Source organism: Variovorax sp. UMC13 (assembly GCF_014170375.1).
Taxonomy (GTDB): Bacteria; Pseudomonadota; Gammaproteobacteria; order Burkholderiales; family Burkholderiaceae_C; genus Variovorax.
Genome location: NZ_LZZW01000021.1, coordinates 1 through 21,064 on the forward strand (window position 1 = coordinate 1; position 21,064 = coordinate 21,064).

The 21,064-nt window shown below is 54.3% G+C and carries 20 protein-coding genes; 5 read left to right on the forward strand and 15 right to left on the reverse strand.

Annotated elements, in window-relative coordinates; genetic code table 11:
* Positions 1 to 551 precede the first annotated feature (551 nt).
* The 7 genes from A9977_RS17600 to A9977_RS17630 form a co-directional block, all read right to left on the reverse strand.
* The gene (locus A9977_RS17600) at positions 552 to 818 is read right to left on the reverse strand and encodes a hypothetical protein (RefSeq protein ID WP_183026172.1); all 267 of its coding nucleotides are present in this window, start codon (positions 816 to 818) and stop codon (positions 552 to 554) included.
* A gap of 188 nt (positions 819 to 1,006) precedes the next feature.
* Positions 1,007 to 1,888 carry a plasmid partitioning protein RepB C-terminal domain-containing protein gene (locus tag A9977_RS17605; protein ID WP_183026173.1) on the reverse strand — a complete coding sequence of 294 codons (882 nt, stop codon included), beginning with the start codon at positions 1,886 to 1,888 and terminating at the stop codon, positions 1,007 to 1,009.
* A 2-nt stretch (positions 1,889 to 1,890) separates the two neighbouring features.
* Positions 1,891 to 2,787 carry a plasmid partitioning protein RepB C-terminal domain-containing protein gene (locus A9977_RS17610; RefSeq protein ID WP_183026174.1) on the reverse strand — a complete coding sequence of 299 codons (897 nt, stop codon included), beginning with the start codon at positions 2,785 to 2,787 and terminating at the stop codon, positions 1,891 to 1,893.
* Positions 2,784 to 4,349, reverse strand: coding sequence for a recombinase family protein (locus A9977_RS17615; protein ID WP_220811874.1), 1,566 nt, complete (start codon positions 4,347 to 4,349; stop codon positions 2,784 to 2,786). Before A9977_RS17615 ends, A9977_RS17610 begins: the two co-directional genes overlap by 4 nt.
* Before the next feature lie 712 nt (positions 4,350 to 5,061).
* Positions 5,062 to 5,280, reverse strand: coding sequence for a hypothetical protein (locus A9977_RS17620; RefSeq protein ID WP_183026175.1), 219 nt, complete (start codon positions 5,278 to 5,280; stop codon positions 5,062 to 5,064).
* A gap of 249 nt (positions 5,281 to 5,529) precedes the next feature.
* Positions 5,530 to 7,188, reverse strand: coding sequence for a hypothetical protein (locus A9977_RS17625; RefSeq protein WP_183026176.1), 1,659 nt, complete (start codon positions 7,186 to 7,188; stop codon positions 5,530 to 5,532).
* A 47-nt stretch (positions 7,189 to 7,235) separates the two neighbouring features.
* Entirely contained in the window at positions 7,236 to 8,351 is a 1,116-nt protein-coding gene (locus tag A9977_RS17630; RefSeq protein WP_183026177.1) for a site-specific integrase, read from the reverse strand.
* Between the two features lie 397 nt (positions 8,352 to 8,748).
* Here A9977_RS17630 and A9977_RS17635 point away from each other — a divergent pair, with 397 nt between their 5' ends.
* Complete coding sequence (locus tag A9977_RS17635; RefSeq protein WP_183026178.1) at positions 8,749 to 11,808, forward strand: plasmid replication protein, CyRepA1 family; 3,060 nt, start codon at positions 8,749 to 8,751, stop codon at positions 11,806 to 11,808.
* 34 nt (positions 11,809 to 11,842) lie between these two features.
* Here the strand turns inward: A9977_RS17635 and A9977_RS17640 are convergent, their stop codons facing one another.
* Both A9977_RS17640 and A9977_RS17645 read right to left on the reverse strand, forming a co-directional pair.
* Complete coding sequence (locus A9977_RS17640) at positions 11,843 to 12,184, reverse strand: hypothetical protein (protein ID WP_220811876.1); 342 nt, start codon at positions 12,182 to 12,184, stop codon at positions 11,843 to 11,845.
* Positions 12,165 to 12,392, reverse strand: a complete 228-nt coding sequence (locus A9977_RS17645; protein WP_183026179.1) for a hypothetical protein — start codon at positions 12,390 to 12,392, stop codon at positions 12,165 to 12,167. Before A9977_RS17645 ends, A9977_RS17640 begins: the two co-directional genes overlap by 20 nt.
* 85 nt (positions 12,393 to 12,477) lie before the next feature.
* On the opposite strand from A9977_RS17645, the gene A9977_RS17650 reads away from it, so the two are divergent.
* Positions 12,478 to 12,813: a hypothetical protein gene (locus A9977_RS17650; RefSeq protein WP_183026180.1), complete on the forward strand. Its 336-nt coding sequence runs from the start codon at positions 12,478 to 12,480 to the stop codon at positions 12,811 to 12,813.
* A 4-nt stretch (positions 12,814 to 12,817) separates the two neighbouring features.
* Here A9977_RS17650 and A9977_RS17655 read toward each other — a convergent pair whose 3' ends face one another.
* Complete coding sequence (locus A9977_RS17655) at positions 12,818 to 13,462, reverse strand: hypothetical protein (protein WP_183026181.1); 645 nt, start codon at positions 13,460 to 13,462, stop codon at positions 12,818 to 12,820.
* 140 nt (positions 13,463 to 13,602) lie between these two features.
* Here A9977_RS17655 and A9977_RS17660 point away from each other — a divergent pair, with 140 nt between their 5' ends.
* On the forward strand, positions 13,603 to 13,962 hold the full coding sequence (locus A9977_RS17660) for a hypothetical protein (protein WP_183026182.1): 360 nt from the start codon (positions 13,603 to 13,605) through the stop codon (positions 13,960 to 13,962).
* Positions 13,963 to 14,025: 63 nt separating this feature from the next.
* A complete protein-coding gene (locus A9977_RS17665) occupies positions 14,026 to 14,454 on the forward strand; it encodes a hypothetical protein (protein ID WP_183026183.1) in 429 nt (142 codons plus the stop codon).
* A 73-nt stretch (positions 14,455 to 14,527) separates the two neighbouring features.
* On the opposite strand, the gene A9977_RS17670 is transcribed toward A9977_RS17665, so the two are convergent.
* The 5 genes from A9977_RS17670 to A9977_RS17690 all read right to left on the reverse strand — a co-directional run bounded on the left by A9977_RS17670 (position 14,528) and on the right by A9977_RS17690 (position 19,720).
* Positions 14,528 to 15,127 carry an NADAR family protein gene (locus A9977_RS17670; protein WP_183026184.1) on the reverse strand — a complete coding sequence of 200 codons (600 nt, stop codon included), beginning with the start codon at positions 15,125 to 15,127 and terminating at the stop codon, positions 14,528 to 14,530.
* A 321-nt stretch (positions 15,128 to 15,448) separates the two neighbouring features.
* A complete protein-coding gene (locus A9977_RS17675) occupies positions 15,449 to 16,120 on the reverse strand; it encodes a hypothetical protein (RefSeq protein WP_220811878.1) in 672 nt (223 codons plus the stop codon).
* Between the two features lie 86 nt (positions 16,121 to 16,206).
* On the reverse strand, positions 16,207 to 16,785 hold the full coding sequence (locus A9977_RS17680) for a hypothetical protein (protein ID WP_183026185.1): 579 nt from the start codon (positions 16,783 to 16,785) through the stop codon (positions 16,207 to 16,209).
* Between the two features lie 341 nt (positions 16,786 to 17,126).
* The gene (locus tag A9977_RS17685; RefSeq protein WP_183026186.1) at positions 17,127 to 18,167 is read right to left on the reverse strand and encodes an AAA family ATPase; all 1,041 of its coding nucleotides are present in this window, start codon (positions 18,165 to 18,167) and stop codon (positions 17,127 to 17,129) included.
* Positions 18,152 to 19,720: an ATP-dependent endonuclease gene (locus A9977_RS17690; RefSeq protein ID WP_183026187.1), complete on the reverse strand. Its 1,569-nt coding sequence runs from the start codon at positions 19,718 to 19,720 to the stop codon at positions 18,152 to 18,154. Before A9977_RS17690 ends, A9977_RS17685 begins: the two co-directional genes overlap by 16 nt.
* A 372-nt stretch (positions 19,721 to 20,092) precedes the next feature.
* Between A9977_RS17690 and A9977_RS17695 the strand changes: the two genes are divergently transcribed.
* The gene (locus tag A9977_RS17695; RefSeq protein ID WP_183026172.1) at positions 20,093 to 20,359 is read left to right on the forward strand and encodes a hypothetical protein; all 267 of its coding nucleotides are present in this window, start codon (positions 20,093 to 20,095) and stop codon (positions 20,357 to 20,359) included.
* Positions 20,360 to 21,064: the final 705 nt, after the last annotated feature.

Genomic DNA, 21,064 nt, shown 5'->3' on the forward strand with positions numbered 1-21,064 from the left:
GCGGGTGTAGCTCAATGGCAGAGCTGTTGCTTCCCAACGCATGCCTTCGGGCCGACGATTCGACTCGTCATCACATGCTCCGCATGTGAACTCATCTCACCGTCGAAACCTCCCTCACCTCGTCCATTTCGGGGACCAGTACCGTGTCCGGTCAAGACCTCATCTGAAGGTCCTCATCGGCATCAAGACACGACGATCCAGACCTTCATAACCACAGGTTTTTTGACCCTGTTTTCACGGTGGGTCGGTCCGGGTCGGTAGTCCAGGTAGGTCGGTGGTTCCCCAGCGGTCCACCGGTTAAATCGACGTTTGGGACTCCCAAATCTCGGACACACGGGGTCCCACATGGAGGGTGAAAAACTAAGGTCCGGAGATAACAGTTTTCTTTTTTATATAGAGAAAACATAAATCACTTATCTGCGGTGACCCAAATTTTTGGGGAACCAGGATTTTTGGTCGGGCTATGGCCTCGATCTCGACCACATCAGATCCGTTGCCAACCAGTCGGACGTGTGGGACGGTCTTCAAGATGGCGCAACGGCTGAGCTGGCTTAGCTCAGCCGTTTGCCGTGAGCGAACAGCTCACGGATCGATGCCATCGGAGCACGCTCGGTCAGTTTCGATCGCTTCTGATCACTCTCGATCACACCGGGTGGCTTCACCTGCACTCGGTACTCGATCAGGACGACCTGCTCCTGTTTGGCGTTGTCGAAGCCTTGCTTGATGACCCTGACGGTCGATCTTGTGCGGTTGGTGAAACCGAACATCGTGTCGAGCAACGCTCGCAGTCGGTTCCAGGGTGTGGTGTTCTCGTTCATGTCGTATCGCCTCCTGGCTGTATTTATCGACATGACCACAGTGTTCTGACCTCCAACCTTCCCCGAGAGTCGTCCCAGTCACACCCCGGTCCCTCACCTCCCGCAGATTCCGTCGCCCACCTAGCCCCGATCAGGAGCTTTGAGAGAAACGCATTCGTTTTCTCGGAGAAGTAGATCTTAGAAAATCTCTAGACCTCAGTAGATCCTATTTTAGTAATGCTGACAAACTGCTCCAGCAGAGCTGACTCATGCTGCTCCAGATAGCGAAAAACATGCTTGTTATCGACTAATTTTGCTATATACCCGCGAGCGAGAACCAGATTCAGCATATCGTCCCCGTACGTTTGCTCTGCCATCTTGTATTGATCATGGAGATTGGTCATCTCCTTCTCCATCCTTACGACCTGTTCCTGGCTCATCTCCTTCTTTCGCGGTGCCTTAGCTGCATTAACCAATCGCTCAGGACTCGTTGCAATCAACAGAGCCCTGGCGTAGGCAACCGTAACGTTATTAGCCGAGATCATAAGCTCTGCGCACTCAAGTTGCCGCACAGGCTTCATTCTTCGAAGTGCTGCAAAAACTTCGGGAGAAAACTGGCGATCCTTAAGCAGCTCTGTGGTTTCAGGGCAGATCCCATCGAGCAGATTTATTTTCTTCAGAATCTGCGAGGCATCAACATTCAATGCCTTTGCAAGACGGTCGGGAGATACGCCTCTATCTACGCCTCTTCGAATCATTAAATGCTCTTGCACTGTTGAGAGACGATTCAGCCGATTATTGTATGTGTACGCCTCATCATCCGTAGACACGAGACACGGCGCCTCGATACGCCCCAATTCGCGCAAAATCATCAATCGAATGTGCCCGTCGAGTAGCACGTGATGGGAAGTATGTCGATCCACGGGCCCCACGGACAGCGGTTCAATTAGGTCCACCTCTTCTATAGAGGCTTTAATTTGCTTGTACTTTGTCGTAAGCGAAAGAGCGGAGGACCAATGCCGGGACGGCAATATGTTCTCGATGTTTACAACAACCGGCTTGAGAAGAAAGCCGATAACTACCCCACTCATGATTAAGCCCTCATCTGTATGATGCGTTCGGCCAAATATTTTGGAATAGTGTCTAAGCCTTCGGCACGCAATAGGTTGGTGAAGTTGTCATCTGCAATGAGTCTACGCAATGCACCGGCAATAAAAAGCAACCGCTCTTGGGATGCTGAGGCTCTACGTACCATAATCTGCTGTCTTTGAACCTCTTTCTGGTACTCTCGAACGAGACTGGATGTTGTAACATCCGCCTTCTTTCGGGACATTCCTCGACTAACCGACCTCCCTAGCTGCTGACGCTTTTGAATTAGACGGCGTGCCTCCATAAGTTGACGGCCACGCAAAGATCCGGACTCATATGCATTCTGCAAAGCCTGCTGAATGGATTTATCGTCGTCGCCAGCAGCCAAAATGCAAAGAGCCGCGTTTAGTGGTATCTGTTCGTTTTGGACAGCAACCAAGAGGCGCTCTTCGCCGTGCTCGATAAGCGTCAAAAGATCGCGAACATAGGAAGAGCTTAGGCCAATCTTCCTCGCGATCTCAGGCGCTCCATAGCCCTTGTCCTTGAGCAGGCCAATGCCACTTAAAAGCTCCAATGCCCGGTACTTCCTGCGCGCAATGTTTTCTGTGAGACTCATGAGGAAGGCGTCTTCGTCGCTCGCGACTACGACCAGTGCGGGAATGCGCGTTTCCCCTAGAGCGCTGAAGGCTTTGAGACGTCCTTCGCCACATATGAGTAGAAAGCGTTCAGCACCGTCGTCGCCAGGCCGTGGCGTGACCGTTATGGGTTTCTTGAGTCCGATTGAGTCGATGTTCTTGATAATTTCTGAGAAGATTCCCTGATTGCGTTCACGCGGATTTAATACGTCGATGCGCTCCATTGGAATCATCCGCAGTTCGCGCAGTTGAGGCGAACTCGTCATGCGGCCCTCTTCATTCGAATGTGCTCGGCCATGCCGTACAGATAATCCAAATTATCGAATCGATAAGTTTCGATTTCTATAGAATTCTTTTCCGCCAAACTAATGCCGGAACTTGAAAAGTCGAATCGAGGAAGAAGATAGTAATCCATCATCGCCGTATTTTCCAAGTCTAGACGCACGGCAACGGTAATATCTGGAGCGAGTCCTGTGTCGAATCTAATTTTCCACCGAAATGTGCTCTCGGAGATTCGCTGGCAACGCGAAAGAACTATGGAGACGCTGAATTCATGATTTACGTCTATCAGATCTGTTGCGGGATCTCTGAAGACACGCCCCCCAATTTCTGTAATGTTTCCCTCGACATCACCGACTACCTTTGGATGTAAACGTCTGAGCGTTCGATTGATCTCAAGATAGCGGTAGTCCCGATCAGGCGTATAGCCAACTAACTGGTAGGCCCGAAGGAGGCTCCCGAATCTATACATGTAGGCTGAGGATGACGGCATGCCATCCGCTTCGTCGATCACGATGCCCGAGAGGAAGCCTCGGAGGCGGTAAAGCCCTCGCAGTCGATCAATTAGCTCTTCGTCGCTGTAGCGTCTCGCTCGAGCTCTGATGATCCCCTGCGCCGTGTAGAAGAGATCGCGGTCGACAAGCGGCTCAAACGCGTTCTCCTTGCGGATCCACATTTCTGGGGTGTTAACGACGCGGAGCTTTTTCAGCTTGAAGGACACCCTGTTATATACATTGCTCCCGATGTATTTTTCGTTAGTCAGCATCTGGTGCACCGTTGCCCGGGTCCAATCCCTGCCTAGCTCAGTTCGTATCGATTGATTATTCAGGCGCTTCGCGATTTCTGATTCAAAAAGACCTTCCTCTATGAACCACTTATAAACCTCGCGGACCACGGCTACCTCGGAATTTGGACCTGGGCTAAGTATCACTCGATCCGTTTGAAGGCTTTTCTGCTGTCCTCGCTCAAGACTTCCTTTTTTTTCTCCCCCTTGGTCCAAGAGGATACGCCGCAAACCAAAACCAGCAGGCCCACCTTGTCGAAATCCGAGTTCAACTAATCGGCATTGGCCTGCGAAAACTTTCGTTGACAGTTCTCGACTGTATTCGCCGGCCATCGCTCGCTTGACGCCTTTGACTATCGTCGAAACTGGTGATCCATCATTTTCAAATTGCTCTGCGCAGTAAGCCACCTGAATGCCAGCTCTACGACATATGTATTCGTAGTAGGCGCTTTCATCAGCATCTTGGAACCGTCCCCAGCGACTGATGTCGTAGACCAATATCAGTGTGAAGTCGGCTACTCCGGTTTGGACGTCATGGATCAGACTCTGCAATGCCGGACGGCCATCGATGCGCAGTCCACTTTTCCCCTCGTCCGCATAGGTCTTCACAATCTCAAAGCCGCGCTGATTCGCGTACTCTCGAATCTTGTCGTTCTGGTTTCTGGTTGAGTACTGCTGATGCTCGGTGGACATCCGCACATACTCTGCAGCCTTCAGCTTGGGGGGCACCGACGCGCTGGCTTGTTCGGTCGATTTGTGATCCATCTGAGGCCTTCCATTTTCCAGACCCGGCACCTTGCGAGGTCCTTAAGAAGCTCCGTTTGAGGTCTAAGCAAGGTAACAGGTCAGCGCAGACTGCACGATCACATCCTCTCTTTGCAATCTCAGCTTGTGACTCGTGCAGCCTCGTCGCATTCGGGGAGGGCTGTGAGTTGAACGATCCACACGTCCATCTTGTGCCCCTCGATGTCTACGCGCTGCATCTTGTACAGCCCGGATGGTGGTAGACGGGAGGAAGTGAGCGCCTTGCGTGCAGCTGAGTCGCGGCTATTGCGTTCGTAGCGATTGCGCTGTTGAAGTCGATTCCGGTCGGTGTAGCTTGCGTGCTCATCTCGATAGTTTCGCCAGTAGGTCGGATTTCTTTCCGCCCATGCTTTCTGAGCTTGCGTCTGGTTAGATAGATAGTCAGGGTCACTGCGCCGCTTCGCCTGCTGCCAAAGCCTTCGCCGCTCTCTCTGACATTCGGCCTTCGTGCAGTAAAACTGCCTTGGCGACTGAGGTCTAGGTAAGAAGGCTTCCCCACAGGCGTTGCACCAGCGGTTTTCCATTGCTGATCCTTTGGCGCACGAGCGCACAAGCTGGAGGGCACTGGCTCTGCGTTCGTGGATCGGGACGTTGCCCTCCGCCTTCCCATACGAACTTGGTTCGACGCCTTATGAAAGGAGCGGGATTCATTGCCTGTCCGCCTGCACTTCGATCAGCCCTCAGGTGGCATCGCCCATAACTGCGGTTCGCGCCTCTTCAGTTCGGCGACGCCGGCTTGGCGTGCCTCCTCCCAAGTGTCATAGGGATCGATAGCCGCCGCCAGTTCGTTGAACATCGATGCAACGCCTAGGTTCTCAATGATCGCCCAGTAGAAGCGGCCACGGACCGGCTCAGTGATCCGGACGGAAACGGAACGGAAGTAGTCGCTCATGATAGGAGCCTATCGTTAACCCTCCGAGTGCAACCCGCCCAACGAATCGGCGTTGTAGACCACGGGAGCAAACACTGGCGGAACCTTTCTCCAGGGCTTGTCAGTATGACGCACACAGGTCACAGGCGCTCTCCCTGGCGCGCCTACGGAGGCGCGCGGTTTTCCATTTCGCCCGAGGGTAGATCAGGAGCTTTGAGAGAAACGCCTGATGGCGCGTGAGGTGTGTTCTATACGCTCACTGGAAGTAGCTTAAGGCGATGGCGTCTGCAAAGACATAAACAAGGCCCAGGAAGCGATGCCTATAGATATAAGTGTTAGAAAAACAACAAAGCGCTGAATTCGAATGTTTGAGATTGTCTGGGTGAGGTTGTTGCTATTTTCCAGTGTGGATTGGAGAAGTGCCGCATCGCGCTGAAGTTGTCTCGCTCGAACACTCTGTGCTGCTTTTAGTCCATTCAAAAGCTCATGCCTTGCACTCGATCCATTGCGCACATAATTCATCTCCATAACATTGTAAGAATATGAATGATCCGCATCAATAAACTCAGAAATCTCCTGGGCTGATGCGCTGATATCGTAAAGAGTGGTGTTTGTAAGGGTTCTAAGAGCTTTTAAATCTCGAATCGTACGAAATCTCTTATTTAGCGCCGTTCGATCACGTAAAGCTGATAGGCTTTGATGATAGCCGTCTAGCAAGCACGTAATTGCCCATCGTGACAGTAGCCCGCCAACCAAATCATTCGCCCTATAAGCAATTGTTCCGTTTGATTTAATGTCGTGATAGCCTGCGCTGTCTGGGAACGCATCAAATCGTCTGCACGCAAAAATCATTCGACTACCTTCGTCACTCCAACTACGTGGTAGCACCAGCCTTGCTCCTGGCCATTCGTCCGACTCCCACGCATCGTAGTCTCGGTCGAGCGCCAACCCATGGAACGCTCTGATCTTGCGGGCATCTTCTGATAGAGGCGCGACTTTCTCGGTGACTAAAAGAATTGCGCTAGGGCTCTTCACGTCCGGCAATGATGCAAACGCACCCGGGAGGCGATCTTTAACCCACTGCACACAGCCTTTTTCAAGTCTTTGAACTATTGATCTGACAGCCTCGCGCCGAAGAGAGTTAGGCTGGAGAATGCTATAACCTAAGCGAAGCTCGCCATTCATTAAGACATGCCGAATAACATGCCAAGGTCTATAGAGTGGGTCGCGTCGAGTAATCGTCTGAAACTCCGCACGCAGCGGACCTTGCAAGGAAGCCGCGGTGTCGCGGTCAAGAAGAAAAACGACGATAAACGCTGTAAGGCTTGGCGTTAACGACATCAGGATCGGTAGAGCTCCCGTAACCCCGGGAGGCAGCTTTGCAGTACGATCTCTCATAAAGTGTGGATCAGTTGGAGACGATACCAATCCAAGGCTTGTCCATCCAGCTTGGCGCCCCCCTCGGACGTCGCTCATCCACTTGGCCAAATCCTTGTCCCCGCTTCGTCCGTGTTCCCAACCTAAATCGCCGATTCCTTTTAGCAGCCCGCCTACAGTGGATGGCGTGTAGAGTTCGGCAACCCACAGCGCCGGTAGTTCAACTCCTTCATCGGCGCCAAGTTTTCCCGTTTCATTCTCCTCAGAATCTTGGGTTCGCCAAAAATCGGGGCCTCTGCCTTCGCGATGCTTGAACTCAATGTATCGAGTCCATCGCTTCACAGGCCCCCAGCGGTTCAACCAACTCACCGACTTTTGTGCAGCGGCCGGATCAGCGTCGCTTGCCTGTTGGTCAGCGTCAGTTGGCGGAAGAGCCCCGTGTAGTTCAGCGCTTTCGTCGTTCTGCGCAGCCTGGGCAAGACCCGATTCGAGATGGTCTGCTGGCACTGACTGGGAAGATTCACCTTCCTTGACTTGAGCTTTTTTATCCACGCAATTGCACCTCCAATATGGCCTTGCATGAAGCTACCACGAATAAGTTATCCGAGCGCCTCCCTGACGGGCATCGAAAGCCCTGATTCCGCGAAATTCGGTGATCGGCCGTTTAACCGATTAATCACATCCCGAGCTTTCGACGTGACCTGACGCGTTTCAAGGTGCGCATACCGCATCGTCGTCTTGATGTCGGTGTGCCCGAGGACTTCGCGCACCTCGTAGACGCTCATGCCGTTCTGAACGAGTCGCGAAGCATGCGTATGCCGCAGTGTGTGAATCTTGGTGTCAGCAAGACCTGCCTTGCGGATCGCTCTGCGGATCGCAAGGCTTGCGTAGCCCCGTGGACCACCTTGCTTGTTTTCGAAGACGTATCGACCCGCAGAGACAACGCGTCGGCTGAGGATGGCGAACACACGATCTGTCATGTACAGCATCGCCTCGTTCTGCACCTTCGGACGCCACAGGTGAATCGACCGATCGTTCAGATCTATGCGCGACCACTCGATGTTGGCAATCTCCCCATACCTTGCTCCCGTGTCGAGCAGCATGACGACGAGGTCGTAGGCATCCTGCATGCTGCGCTTCATTTCAGGAAGTCGCTGCTCATACGGCGGTAACCCCTTCACCTCCCGCTTGGGATCAAGGCACGCCAGCAACCGGCGTTCCTCTTCGTCGGAAAGGTAGCGCAGCGGTGACTTCGCCAGCTTGACCTCGGGAAAGTTCAGCTCGGCTGTGCGGTAGCCGAGCCGGTTCGCGTACTTCCAAGTGCTACGAATGAGATTGAGGTTGTGACGCACGGTCTGAGCGCTTGAACCCTCGGTCAGGCGGTCGCGTTTGAACCGCTCGAGATCATGCGAAGTGATTTCCTCTAGAGCCTTGTTCGCTGGCATCAGGCGGCAAACAATCTTTGAGCTGTTGACGAGACCGCGATGGTTTGGCGTGCCGGCCTTGGATTCGCAGAGCTGCGCCATCGCCGCCTTCAGCGTGATTCGCTCCTTCTGACCCAGATACTGCTCGGCATGCAGCCGAGCCTTCCAGTCCGTCTCGATCTGCTGCGCCGCCTTCTTGTCGGTCGTTCTGGACGACTTGATGTACGTCTTTCCGTTCATCTGGAACTGGATGTACCAGACCTTGCTGTTGCCGCGCTTGATGATGGACATGGGTGCCTTCCAAGGGTGTAGGTTGATTCCAGTCCACCATCCCTTCGGTCTTGACCCTGGGCAACAGCTTTTGGACGTACCGATACCAGCGAACGAGGCCTCTCTCATAAATACCCCTGGACACGGTAGACGTCGGCCATAGCCTCCGTTCAGTTCCGAAACCCGAGCCTCCAGCTTGAGCCACCGTCACCTGTCCATCTCGCCGCGCGGAACTCGGCGATCATTACGATGAGAAGAACGGAGAAGGCATGCGCCCATACATCACTTACCAACACGTCAGGTTGGAATCCACCCCTTGTCCACTTTCGGACGGCCGGCTGCGCTCAACCGCGCCGCATGAAGACGTTCGGCAGGAATCCTGCCGACTACACCGAGGCAACGACGAGGGCCATCGCAGATGCTGATCGCGATCAACCGTCACCTTGTGAACAAAGCGTCAGGTGAAGCACTGAAGGAGGCGAACGGCAAGTTCGAGAACGTTGATGTCACCCCGACAGAGCTGGCAGCGCTGATCGATCAAGGATTCGCTTTCTGCGCGCAGCACGAAAAGGGCTGGCGCAAGTCAGCAAACTTCACAGTCTCAGGCTTCCTAGCCGTCGACATCGACCATGGTCTGAACGTCGAGACCGTCCTTGAAGACCCATATTTCCAGGAGTTCGGAAGCCTGCTCTACACGACGCCGAGCCACACAACGGACGCGCACCGTTTCCGAGTGGTGTTCGAGCTGGAAAGCCCGATTGATGACGCGGAGGCACTGAAACGCGCGTTGACTGGCTTGATTGTCAGGTTCGGCGCCGACGGTGCTTGCTCTGATCCTTGCCGTTTGTTCTTCGGTTCCCAGCACTCCGCTCCAATCGTGGTTGGAAAACGTCTCCCTGCTAAGGCCGTAGAAGAACTTCAGGTCCGGGCCGATGAGAGCCGCGTGAGATCGACCTCAGACGGTGAGTCCGGAAAAGGCATCCCCAGTGCCGTCCGCTCCCGCATGACCGTCGCAGCTGATGCCACCGTCCGAACGTCACGAGGAGAAGTCGCGTTGCTTCGGGGTCTCCCGCCCCGCACCAGCATCTTCTGCCCCAATCACATCGACAACCGGCCAAGCGCCTTCACGCTGCGCAACCGTCATGATGTCCCAGGGCTATCGTGCAGCACCTGCAAAGCAACCTTCTTCGTCGATGACGGCTCCGGCGTTCAGCATTCGACCTATCGATTCGACTACCACTGGAACTCGGTCTTAGCGCTGACCTATGAGCAGTACAGCAACCACATGGATGAGGACGGCAACATCAATATGTCTGCCATCCTGGGCGGACAGGTGCGCCAGTGGAGCGAAGTGAGGTACTTGCCCTATGAAGATCAAGCCTTTGAACTGCGCCCCCAGCTTGAACCTTATCCCTCGTATGGCGATATGGACATGGGCGATCAGCTCGTCGGCTACGAGTTCAAGGCGCGCGCCGATATCACGCTGATCAAGAGCCCGAAGGGCAGTGGCAAAACCGAATGGCTGAAGCAGCTTGTTTCCCAGGCCAAAGCTACCGATCTATCGGTACTCCTCATCGGCCACCGCCGGGCCTTGATTTCAGCCACTGCGGAGCGGATCGGCTTAACAAGCTACCTGGCCTTTGCTGACGGCGACGACGACGGCGCCGACGCGAAAACCAGCTATCGAACTCCGAACCGTCACTACGCGGTATGTGTAGACAGCTTGGAAAAGCTCGACACTGAGCTCGACCGCTATGACATCGTGCTGATCGACGAGGTGGAGCAAGTGTTCGCGCATCTGCTATCAGCAACACTTCGTGAGCGCCGCCGCGATGTGCTGATGCGGTTTCAGTACTACCTCAAGCAGGCCGGAGCGCTGTATCTGCTTGATGCCGACCTGAATCATGTGACGGTCAAGGTCCTAGATGCTCTGCTGGACGACGACCGCGATCGCAACTTTCAGGTACTGCTGAACTGGTGGCAGCCCAACATCCGCACCATCCACCTCTACGACGGCACCAAACCCGATCCGCTGATAGGAGAACTCATTGCAAGCCTGACGCGTGGTGAGCGCTGTTTCGTGTGCTCAAACTCAAAGAAGTTCGTCGATAGCTTGGAGGGCGAGGTGGAGAGACGCTTCGATGGCAAGGTCAGACCGTTGAAGATTACTTCGGAAAATTCCCAGAAGCCTGAGATTCAGGCGATCGTCCGGCACATCCGGACGCGCGCGCTGGACTACCAAGTGATCTTCACGTCTCCTGCGCTTGGGACTGGCATCGACATCACCTTTGAGGACGACGCGTCATTGATCGATGCTGTGTACGGCTTCTTCCAGGCAAGGATCAACACTCACTTCGACATCGATCAGCAGCTCTCCCGCGTCCGAAACCCGAAACGAGTCAACGTTTGGATCTCGCCGCAGGAGTTCGAGTTCGAGACAGACGACGAGGCGATCAAGGCGGAGCTCTTGGCATCTGGCGCGGAACACCGGCAGCTTCTTCGCATCAAGAGCGGTGGAAGATTGGTCTATGACGACCTATACGACACGTTCTATGCGGCGGTCACTGCCAGTGAGCGAGCTTCAAAAAATCGCTTGCGCAAGAACTTCATCGAGCTCAGAAAAAGCAACGGGTGGAGCGTCGAGACCGTTGGGGTCGACAAAGAAACTTCGAGGCTGGGGAAAGAGGTCGGCAAGGCCGGCAAGGAAGCTCTACGGCGAAATGAATTCGAGCGAATTCTTGCGGCGCCGCAGATCACGAGTGAACGTTATGTGGCCCTGAAATCCTTAGAGCGTCAGGAGAAGCTCAAAGACGCCGACAAGCCCGCTATGCGTCGCTATGAGATCGAGGCGTTCTACCGCTGCGATGCCACGCTTGACCTGCTAGAAGCGGATGACGAGGGGCGGCTTCGCGACTCTGTCCGCCGCCTCGAGATGTTGATGGATAGCGATGATGCACTGCGGAAAAAGGACAGATGGGACGCGCACTCTCTGACTTCGGATCAAGAACAAGGGCTTCAGAAAAAGCAGCTACTCGTGGAGATTTTCACGACAGCGGGCATCATGCGCGATGGAGCTTTTGATCCCGAGGTCGAAATCGAATCTAGCCAACTTCGCGCGTTCTCCGATACGGTGCTGAAGCAAAAGGCTCAAGTTGAACGCTACTTCAGCGTGTCTGTTCGAGCGGATGTTGGCAAAAAGCCCGTTCGTCAACTGCAAGATCTTCTGGGGTGGATGGGCCTCATCCTGCCAAAAATACGCATCGAACAGACCGCCAAGACGAAGCGCTATTTCTACGCCCTAGACGCGGATCGACTGCGCACTGTTTCGGATTGGGCCGCTGTGCACAGTGATCCGCATCGAGCGGAGATGTGGCGCGCACTCAGAGACGACTCCGCATCGCCTCCGGAGGAAGATTCGATCCCGGGAAACCCCGCAGATGTCAGCGATCCGTTGGACCGAAAAAGTCAAGTTGGGTAACGGAGCGAAGGCTGACTGCGTACCCTACGCTTGCTCAGTTCTTGGCCGATGCAGCGGCATCCTTGGCTGCCTTACGGCGCACGTTGTACCAGTAGGTCAGAGCACCCTTGCTTGTGAGCGTGGCGCCTTCGACGAAGGCTGCGACGATCACTTCCTTGGGTTCGTGCTTGATCAGGGCAAAGATCGCACGCGCCGCGTCAGCCTTCGTTTTTCCTTCGGCAAGAGCAGCTTTGCCGACCTCGATCGCCTCCCGAATCGGCGGCTTGTTCAGATCGATCTCGATCGGTTCTGAAGACGTCGAGGACGTCACGACGGCATCCGTTCCGTCCTCGACCGTCTCGTTGTGTTCGATAGTTTCAGCAGGCTTCTTGACCATGGTAGGTGCTCCAGAGTTGGTTGACGATGTAGCTCGCCTTGGCAGGCGGCATGGTCTCGAAGCCTGGAATGTTCTCGAACAAATCCAGCATCGCTTCCGCAAACTCGTCGCTGGTCAGTCCGGGACCAAACTGCTCGTCGATGATTGCGAGCAGCGTGTTCCGATCTTGTTGGGACAGTGTGTATGGGGCGATGTGTTTCTTGACCATGCGCCCACCATCCCGTCATAAACGCTGCCGGACAACAGGGGAAGAGCCATAAATACAGGTGCAGGACTCATGCGGGAGACGGAACATGCACCTCAGTACCAACGACAACCATAACCAGACCAACACGGCGACGACCGTGAATATCCAGACAGCGATCGCGCTGTGGGAAGCCAAGGATTGGCAAACCTACAAGGCTACGCGCGACGCGCTGCTCACCCTCATCCGTTCGGGACGCGGCGATCAAGTCAGCATCGAGCAGATGCAGTTCATCTACTTCATCAACACGCACCTGCGTCCGCGGCTCCCTGGGTTGAGGGCGGATTCCATACTGTTCAAGATGGATTTGCCGCCGGCACGACCGCGCGGGGACAAGGCGTGGAAGATCGCGACTGAAGGCGCTTTCTGGCGCGAAGTGCTGTAGGTCCTCAGTAGACGGGAAACACGCCCTTCTCGACGTTCTGGATCATCGTCTTGGCGCGCTTGATCATCCGCGACGTGGTGATCGACATCAGTTCTCTCTTGGCTGCGGCTTCTCGGCTGCGGTCATTGACGTCCTTCACCTCGTACCCAGTAGAGACCTTGGCGAGCACCCCAATGTCGTACAGCTTTCGCCTAGCAACCTGAGGGCGCCGCTGGTTTTCTAACCAGACGTCGTAGCACCCCAGCATCTTTTCGATCAGCGGGACATTCGGCGTTCTGGCCAAGGGGAAGTCGACCAGCGTTTGATCGATCGGGGGGCGTCCTGGCTTGTTCTTGGCCAGGGAGCGCACAAGTCTCCCGAAGTCACGCACCAGCACTGATGAAGGTGTATAGAGATTGACATACAGCAGCTTCACGCTCGCGTCGTCGCCATATTCGCCCCACCACTCGTTGGCCTCTTGCTCTGCGTCAACCGGCATGACGGTGAACGGTTCGGGCGGCAAGAAGTACTCCTGCACTTGCCCCCACCACTCATCAAACGGTAGGCCGTCCGCGAAGGCGAGGTATTCCCGTGTCTTTTTCGACCACTTTTTGCGGTCGCTTCGCTGCAAGGCCGCGTGCCACAGGCGGTATGGGAGTTCGTTTTTCATGCCGAATCTTAACAAACCAAATACTCTAGTTCTTCTTCATCTGTTAGTGCAGGGCTGCTCGCGGAATACTGCGTACATGCCTTGATTCACAGGGCATCTCAACCAGACCGGTTGAGCAACCAACCAACAGGAGTTATCAGATGAAAGTTACTAAGACCAATCCTTCCCGTCGCCAAGCGGCTTCGAAGCGCAACAAGGCAATCGATCAGCTTGCGGCCTTCAAGGCGATGAGCCCGCACGTCGTTTGCCGTGATGCAGACCTTTTTCCGGAGGGATACGGCGGTCCGGTTGGCTACGACCCCGAGAAGATCTACGTTCGTGCGAACTACAACGAGAAGCTGGTGCGCAAGGCCGTGGAGTTGCGCGAAGCCGGTGCGACGTACGTGATGGTCCATCGCAAGTCCGTCTCGGGTCGGTTCTCGATCAAGCCCGAGACGACCGAACCGGGCTTCAGGGTGCGCCGCATGGATGTGCGCTTCAACTATGAGCTGAAGGCTTAACCCGCCAACTCACCATCCCATCATTTTCTAGTTAACGAATCTCAACTTTTTAAGGAATATCAAATGTCTTTTCTTCAAAACCTCAGCACCTTCGGCACCATCGAAACCACCCGTTCGTACTCGCACTTGAAGCATCTCGACCTTGCCACTCGTCTTCGCGTGAACTTCATCAATAACGCCAAACGTCAGATCGCTGAGGTCGAGAGCGATGCGGTTCTCTCGACCAACGCCTGGGTCTCCAAGAAGTCGCTTGGCGGCGGTAAGGTTCAGTACAAAGTGTCACTTCGAGTCGGTCCGCGCCTCATCCAGCTTCCCGGTGGCGGAACACATATCGTCATAGACGCGAAGGAAAAGGTGATCAAGTTCCTGGAAGGTGTTGTTGCTGCGTGCGATGAGGGCGAACTGGATGAGTTGCTTCAGCAGACATCAGGCAAGGGCAAGGGCAAGGAGCGCACTGCCTCCGAGATGGATGAAGCGCCGATGAGCAGTTGACCCCGATGCGCCGTCTCGGGTTCCGAGGCGGTGTACTGAGCGACGAAGCCGCGATGGCTTCGATCGCTTTCCTTTATTGTGCGAGTGAAGACCTGAAGCCCAGCCTTGGGATCGGCTGGCCGTACAGAAGAAACTCCGGTATCGCAAGCGGCTCAACGAAGCCATGCTCTACGGTGCCAGCCTTGACTTCCTCTCGTAGACCCACCAGCAGTTGGCCGAGGACGTTCTGGCCCTTCAGCGTTTCGTCATCGACGACCAGCGCGCCCCAAAACGGATCTTTGGCCGACTGCTCCACGATCGCTTTTTCCTTCGTCGCTAGAAGGAAGCGGCTGAACTCGGTTCGGTTCATCGCGAGCTTGACGCGCAGGCACCATTCCATGATCGCAACACGCTGCTCATCCCAGTCGGGCCGCGAGTCCTTGCGATGCGGCTTGCCCTTCATCTTGGCGGTCATCGGACTGGCCGCCCCGATGATCTCCTTCTGCACCTCTGGAAGATGCGGGAACCGACACGCCTGATACAGCGCTTCGCTCGTCAGAATGTGCGTGCCATCGATCTTGATCGGATAGCCGGCAACCATGTTCGAGAGGTCTCCGAACGCTTCCTTCGTCTTGTGAAAAACGATGGATTCAGAACGCTTGTAAGTCTTTGGAGAGAGGTCGATATCGATCATTCCCTGAGCATACGGGAACCGGACCGGGTGTAGCCACGGCTCAATACTCCGACGCCAGAAGGACCGTCGTACAGCTACGGTCCCATTCGGTGATGATGTAGATTCGTTCTGAATCGAGGCGATACGCCGATAGAAGTCTTGATCCGGTGCGTAGGGCTTGATCGTTCAAGACGTGATCCTCCGGATGGATACCGAAAGCATAGTCCAGCCGCGGGTCGGATTGGGTGTTGGCTTCGGCGGCAGCGGTAGCCGCGTACATCCCGGCCTGTGAAACCGATGCTACAGTTCCCCGTACTTGGAAGCCCTCTAAAGGCATCAAGATCAAGACGGCCCAGGTGTGGATAAGCCCCTATGCTTTGTGATGCGCTCCTTTGCTAGCGCGAGTTGCTCCTTCACCCAAGAAGGTGCGTATACCTCGAATTGCACGTGATTCGGGTCTCGCAGTTTGAACTTAGGTTCGATGACGTGTGCGCCTAGCTTGGTGGCGGCGTCGAGCGTTAACTTGGCAACTCGTTCCCAGGCTTGCGCCGCGAGCTGTGTGAGCTCTTGATCGGGTGCTTGTTCGAGCCGCCACTCGCGCTGGACACACGTGTACTCGCCACCCCCGTCTTCTTCGGTGTAGAGGATTCCAAGAAAATCCATGTCCTTCGCAACGTATTGGATGTATCTGATGATCGCCGCTTCGCTGTCTGCTAAGGGATCGATCGGCAAACCTAGACCAATCTTCAGTCCGCGCCCCCGCGTGTATCCGACTGAGCCCTTGCTGGCCGGCTTGAGCATCGACTTGTGGACTACTACGTCACGCTGCTTGAAAAGTAGCGAGATCAAGGGTTCTTGAGAAAGCGCAAGCTTTTCCGCTTTAAGCCACGTTGACACCTCAGAGCGCTGTTGAACCTCCATGGTGACAAGCTGTACTACCTCCTTCAGTGCTCTAAGAAAGGAGTTCAGCGACCAACGGAAGCGGTCTGCTTGGTGATAGTGGTCTTCCATCATCCGTATGAACCACGCAGCTTCCTCCAGTCGGTCGAGCGAAGATTCAAGCGATCTGAGGATCGCGCGATTCGAGCAATCTTCGGGCACTATGACAGCCCGCCATCCGCGCCGCGCTGCGCCCCAATCCGCAAAAGCTCTTCATGCGCTTGGATGAACGCAGGCACTTTGGCATTGATTGCCTGAGCATCTTGCTTGACCCAATCAGGCAAGTTCTCAGGATCCATTTCACGCGGTATCACCGTCACGTACGCGTCCTTTGGGATTGTTCCGCGTGCGATTTCTTGGGCAAGTTCGGACGCAGCCCGGACGAAGGCAACCCGCTTTCCTTCAAGGGCCTTGTCGTTGAAAGAATGTGCAGCATCGCCCCAGATTGCATCTACGGTGTACAGCGGATCTACCCCGGCCTTCTGAAACGGAAGGAGGAAGTCGTGTGAATGGAACACAGGGATCAGCGAGCTATCGGCAAACAGCGATTTGAACTCGGCGAAAAGCCGGTGATCATGTGGCGTAAGTGTCGGTTTTCGGACCTCCACCACCGTTGTCAGCACAAAGACAGCACCGGCAAAGCCCGCGAAGGCGTCGAATCGGCCCGGCACACCATACGACCACAGGCCGTAGAAGACTACTGCGAGGATGGCACTACCGAGCCTTAGGATCTGCAACATTTCACTAATCTTAGCTGTGATGGTTGCGTTTATTCACACTCGACCGTCGGCTATCTGGCCGAATGCAGACATCTTGGGCGCCAACGCTGAAGGCGGCTTTCGCTGCGAAGCGGTCATTGTCAAGAAGCGGCAGCCGACGGTTTTGGCCCGTAGCGGTCATCGGGCTCGCCGCAAGGCAGAAATGGAGAGGCTTACTTTTGGCCCGTCAGCTGCGCTATCTGCCATGCGGTCCATAAAATTCAAGCCTAACGAATCAATAGTGCTCAATGCAATCCCTCGAACGTAGCTATAGACGTTCATCGCTCCGGACAACCCAATCGGTTCCTGACTGATGAGCCAGCCTAAGCGCAAGCTGTTTTTTTGTATTTTTTCAGAAGAGCCTCTGGAACGAACGTCAGGTCTCCCCGCGCACGAGAGCAGGCCACATACAACTTGTTTTTCGTGCCTGGATTGATTGCCTTCAAAGTATCGTTTTTCCAAGCCTTTACATTAGGCGCACTCAGCACAATACACACATCGTTGAAGTGGTCAAGCCCTTTCGATGCGCCCCAGTTTTCCGAATAGCAGCCGTACTTGTAATGCTCTTGGTAGAACAGCTTGACGATTGCGTTGTCGGCGTAAATCGCCTCGACAGCGTGCTGGTTGTCCTCAAAACGAACGGTTGAGATACGTTCACCGCTTGAATCGACGGCGATACCAATTTTCTCAGAGATGAAGTCGCAAACATTTTTCGAGCACCTTCGACTCGCCTTCAGACTTTCCAAGTCAACGCGCATACCTGCAGCCTTGAACCTGCTTCGATATGTCTTGTAGTCGTCGTGAAGAGTATTGTTAATACTTCCGTCTCGGCTTGTATCGTAGGTATGTTGGTAAAAATCCCCGACGAACAAAAATTCAACTTTGGCTGGGACTAGCTTCAATAAGAGGTTGAAATCGTGGCCTGCGAAGTCTTGAATCTCATCGACGTACACCGCGTCAAAATACTTTTCCAATCGCGCGACGACGGGCGGCACGGTCCCTGTTTGCTCGACAAACTTCGCAAGACGATTGGAGTACAACCGGCGAGTCGCTGACATGAATCGCCGGTCGTCAGTGAGAGCGTATCTGTCTTTGACAGGAGGAAGAGTAAACAGCAAACCTCTGGTATTTTTCTCACTGCGAAGGAATGGTCGATAGCAGAAGCTGTGGAGAAATTTGAAGTAACTCAAGAGCTTTATATTGGTCGGAAAGTTTCCGAATCGCTCAAGAATCTTGCGGCGAAGATTGTCTCGATTCGCATCGGTGTACGTTATGAGCAAGTATCGACGTTTCTCGTCCAGCTGCTGGACAATCTTCGTTGTCTTGCCAGAACCAGCGACCGCAAAAACTACGCTCTTATCCACTCGACGGCTTTCGCTATGTAGGATGGAACTGCGAGGTCAGCGCCACGTTTTTCTAGCAACTGAAAGGCGGCGTCCGTCTTGTTCTTCAACATGTAGTTCTCAACCGTCAACGACACCCGCCCAGCCAAAAATTCGTCATCGCATATTTTCTTATTATCTTGGTACATGCAGACCTCGAAGGTGTTTCGAGCGTTATCAGTGTCAGCAAAGATTTGAATCGAAGCTGAGACGTGTTCTTTATAGTTGGCTACGCAATTGGCCTGGTAGTCGCGGTCGTTGTCTCGGATCGCCGCCACGCGTACTCCCAGGAGGTGAGCAAGCTCAAGATACCGCTTGAAGCTTGTACCATCGACTGATATCACGTGCACGCCGTCGCTGTCCGTGCTGAAGCCGGGCGCGGCATTCTTGTAGAGAGCGTCCATCAGAATGAACTCTGCGTCGCCCTCCACCAGTATTGCCTTGCTGCACAACGCGAGCTCCAACACGTTGTTGTCCGGCGCTTTCATAAAGAACTCAGCTGTTGACTTGCTCAGGTGCTTCAGCGTGGTAGGGCGCGAGGGCTCTTGCTCGCTGAGAATCAGCACATTCTTGAGATTCAGTCGAGTCGCTATGAAGCTGCTGTGTGTTGCTATGAAAAGTTGCTTTTTGGTAGATGCGTGTATCCGGTCAATCAACTTCTTCAGGTGGACATGGCTCAAGTGATTCTCGGGCTCTTCCAGTAGAAGTACGTCTAACGAATGTTCTCTGTCGCGCAGTGCGAACTCGGTCTTTATGAAGCATTGGCGACCCTTGCCTCTGGCGTCAATCGGGATGTCGTCCTCGGTAATTATTATGTCCGTCTCAAGGCTCGCCTTGGGGTTCGTCCTAACATCGAACTTGTATGTATCGTTCAGCAGATCATTGACCGACTTCAAATGTTCATCACGAAACTTCGACTTGGCTCGGCGATATTCAAAGGCGTGTAAGTTCCGCTCAACCACGTTGGCGTGAGCGATATACATTGACCTCGTATACGAGTTTGTCGCGTATTCGTTGTTGATCTGCGCGCTGTCAATCAAGACGTGCTTTAACGGCTTCATGTGCGGGAAGAAGGGCTCCTCTGAAAAGGAGTAAAAAAATATACCGTAGTATTCGAATGGAAGGCTCTCGACCTTTTCATCAAGAATAGCTTTGATGTTGGGCAAGAATTCGTCAATTGGTTTGCAGACCAATTTGATGCCCACTGCGTCGCGACGCGTACTGTTGTTGCGACCATCGAAGTCAGCGTCTGCCAGCCCGGATATGAAAACTTCGACAATCATTTCAGGCAAGTTAACCAGTGCTTTATCGCTGGCCAGGAACTCGGTAATGCAGTCTTGGCTGAAGAGACTATCCAGACCAAATGAAGTCACCTTACTTCGGCTAGCGCTCATGACCAAGTCCAGTGCTTGGAGCACAGAGCTCTTACCTGCCTCATTGCCTCCCACAAGAATGTTGAGCTCATTGTCGAAATCAAGCTCAAGACTTCGAAAGCGCTTGAAGTTTTTGAGTACAAGTTTTTTGATTGATGTCATTTCCTCAATCTCTTGGTTGCTTTTTCAGTCTGCTTCACTGCAATTCTCATCACCTTCTGCTAAGTGCGGCGTGCTGCTCCATTTCGAACATCGTCTTGCAGCCTCGGGAAAGTGGATAGTGCTCCTGAAAATTGTCCGCTCGCGGCCAACAGCGGTCGTCCCGCATGCGAAGAAAGGTGGTCGTCACCAACTGTAACCTGTAGCACGTCACGCACCAAAGGCGTTTCTCTCAAAGCTCCTGATCGGGGCTAGGTGGGCGACGGAATCTGCGGGAGGTGAGGGACCGGGGTGTGACTGGGACGACTCTCGGGGAAGGTTGGAGGTCAGAACACTGTGGTCATGTCGATAAATACAGCCAGGAGGCGATACGACATGAACGAGAACACCACACCCTGGAACCGACTGCGAGCGTTGCTCGACACGATGTTCGGTTTCACCAACCGCACAAGATCGACCGTCAGGGTCATCAAGCAAGGCTTCGACAACGCCAAACAGGAGCAGGTCGTCCTGATCGAGTACCGAGTGCAGGTGAAGCCACCCGGTGTGATCGAGAGTGATCAGAAGCGATCGAAACTGACCGAGCGTGCTCCGATGGCATCGATCCGTGAGCTGTTCGCTCACGGCAAACGGCTGAGCTAAGCCAGCTCAGCCGTTGCGCCATCTTGAAGACCGTCCCACACGTCCGACTGGTTGGCAACGGATCTGATGTGGTCGAGATCGAGGCCATAGCCCGACCAAAAATCCTGGTTCCCCAAAAATTTGGGTCACCGCAGATAAGTGATTTATGTTTTCTCTATATAAAAAAGAAAACTGTTATCTCCGGACCTTAGTTTTTCACCCTCCATGTGGGACCCCGTGTGTCCGAGATTTGGGAGTCCCAAACGTCGATTTAACCGGTGGACCGCTGGGGAACCACCGACCTACCTGGACTACCGACCCGGACCGACCCACCGTGAAAACAGGGTCAAAAAACCTGTGGTTATGAAGGTCTGGATCGTCGTGTCTTGATGCCGATGAGGACCTTCAGATGAGGTCTTGACCGGACACGGTACTGGTCCCCGAAATGGACGAGGTGAGGGAGGTTTCGACGGTGAGATGAGTTCACATGCGGAGCATGTGATGACGAGTCGAATCGTCGGCCCGAAGGCATGCGTTGGGAAGCAACAGCTCTGCCATTGAGCTACACCCGCGTCGGGGGCGGATTCTACCGTCTGTCCCGATGGTCACGCCCAGCGTCAAGGCCAGCGTGGGACGACTTCCATGACGGTTCAACGGTCTTGAACGGATCGAGAGCGATCAGAGCGGTCTCGCAGCGGTCAAGAGCGGTCGAACACGGTGTGACGA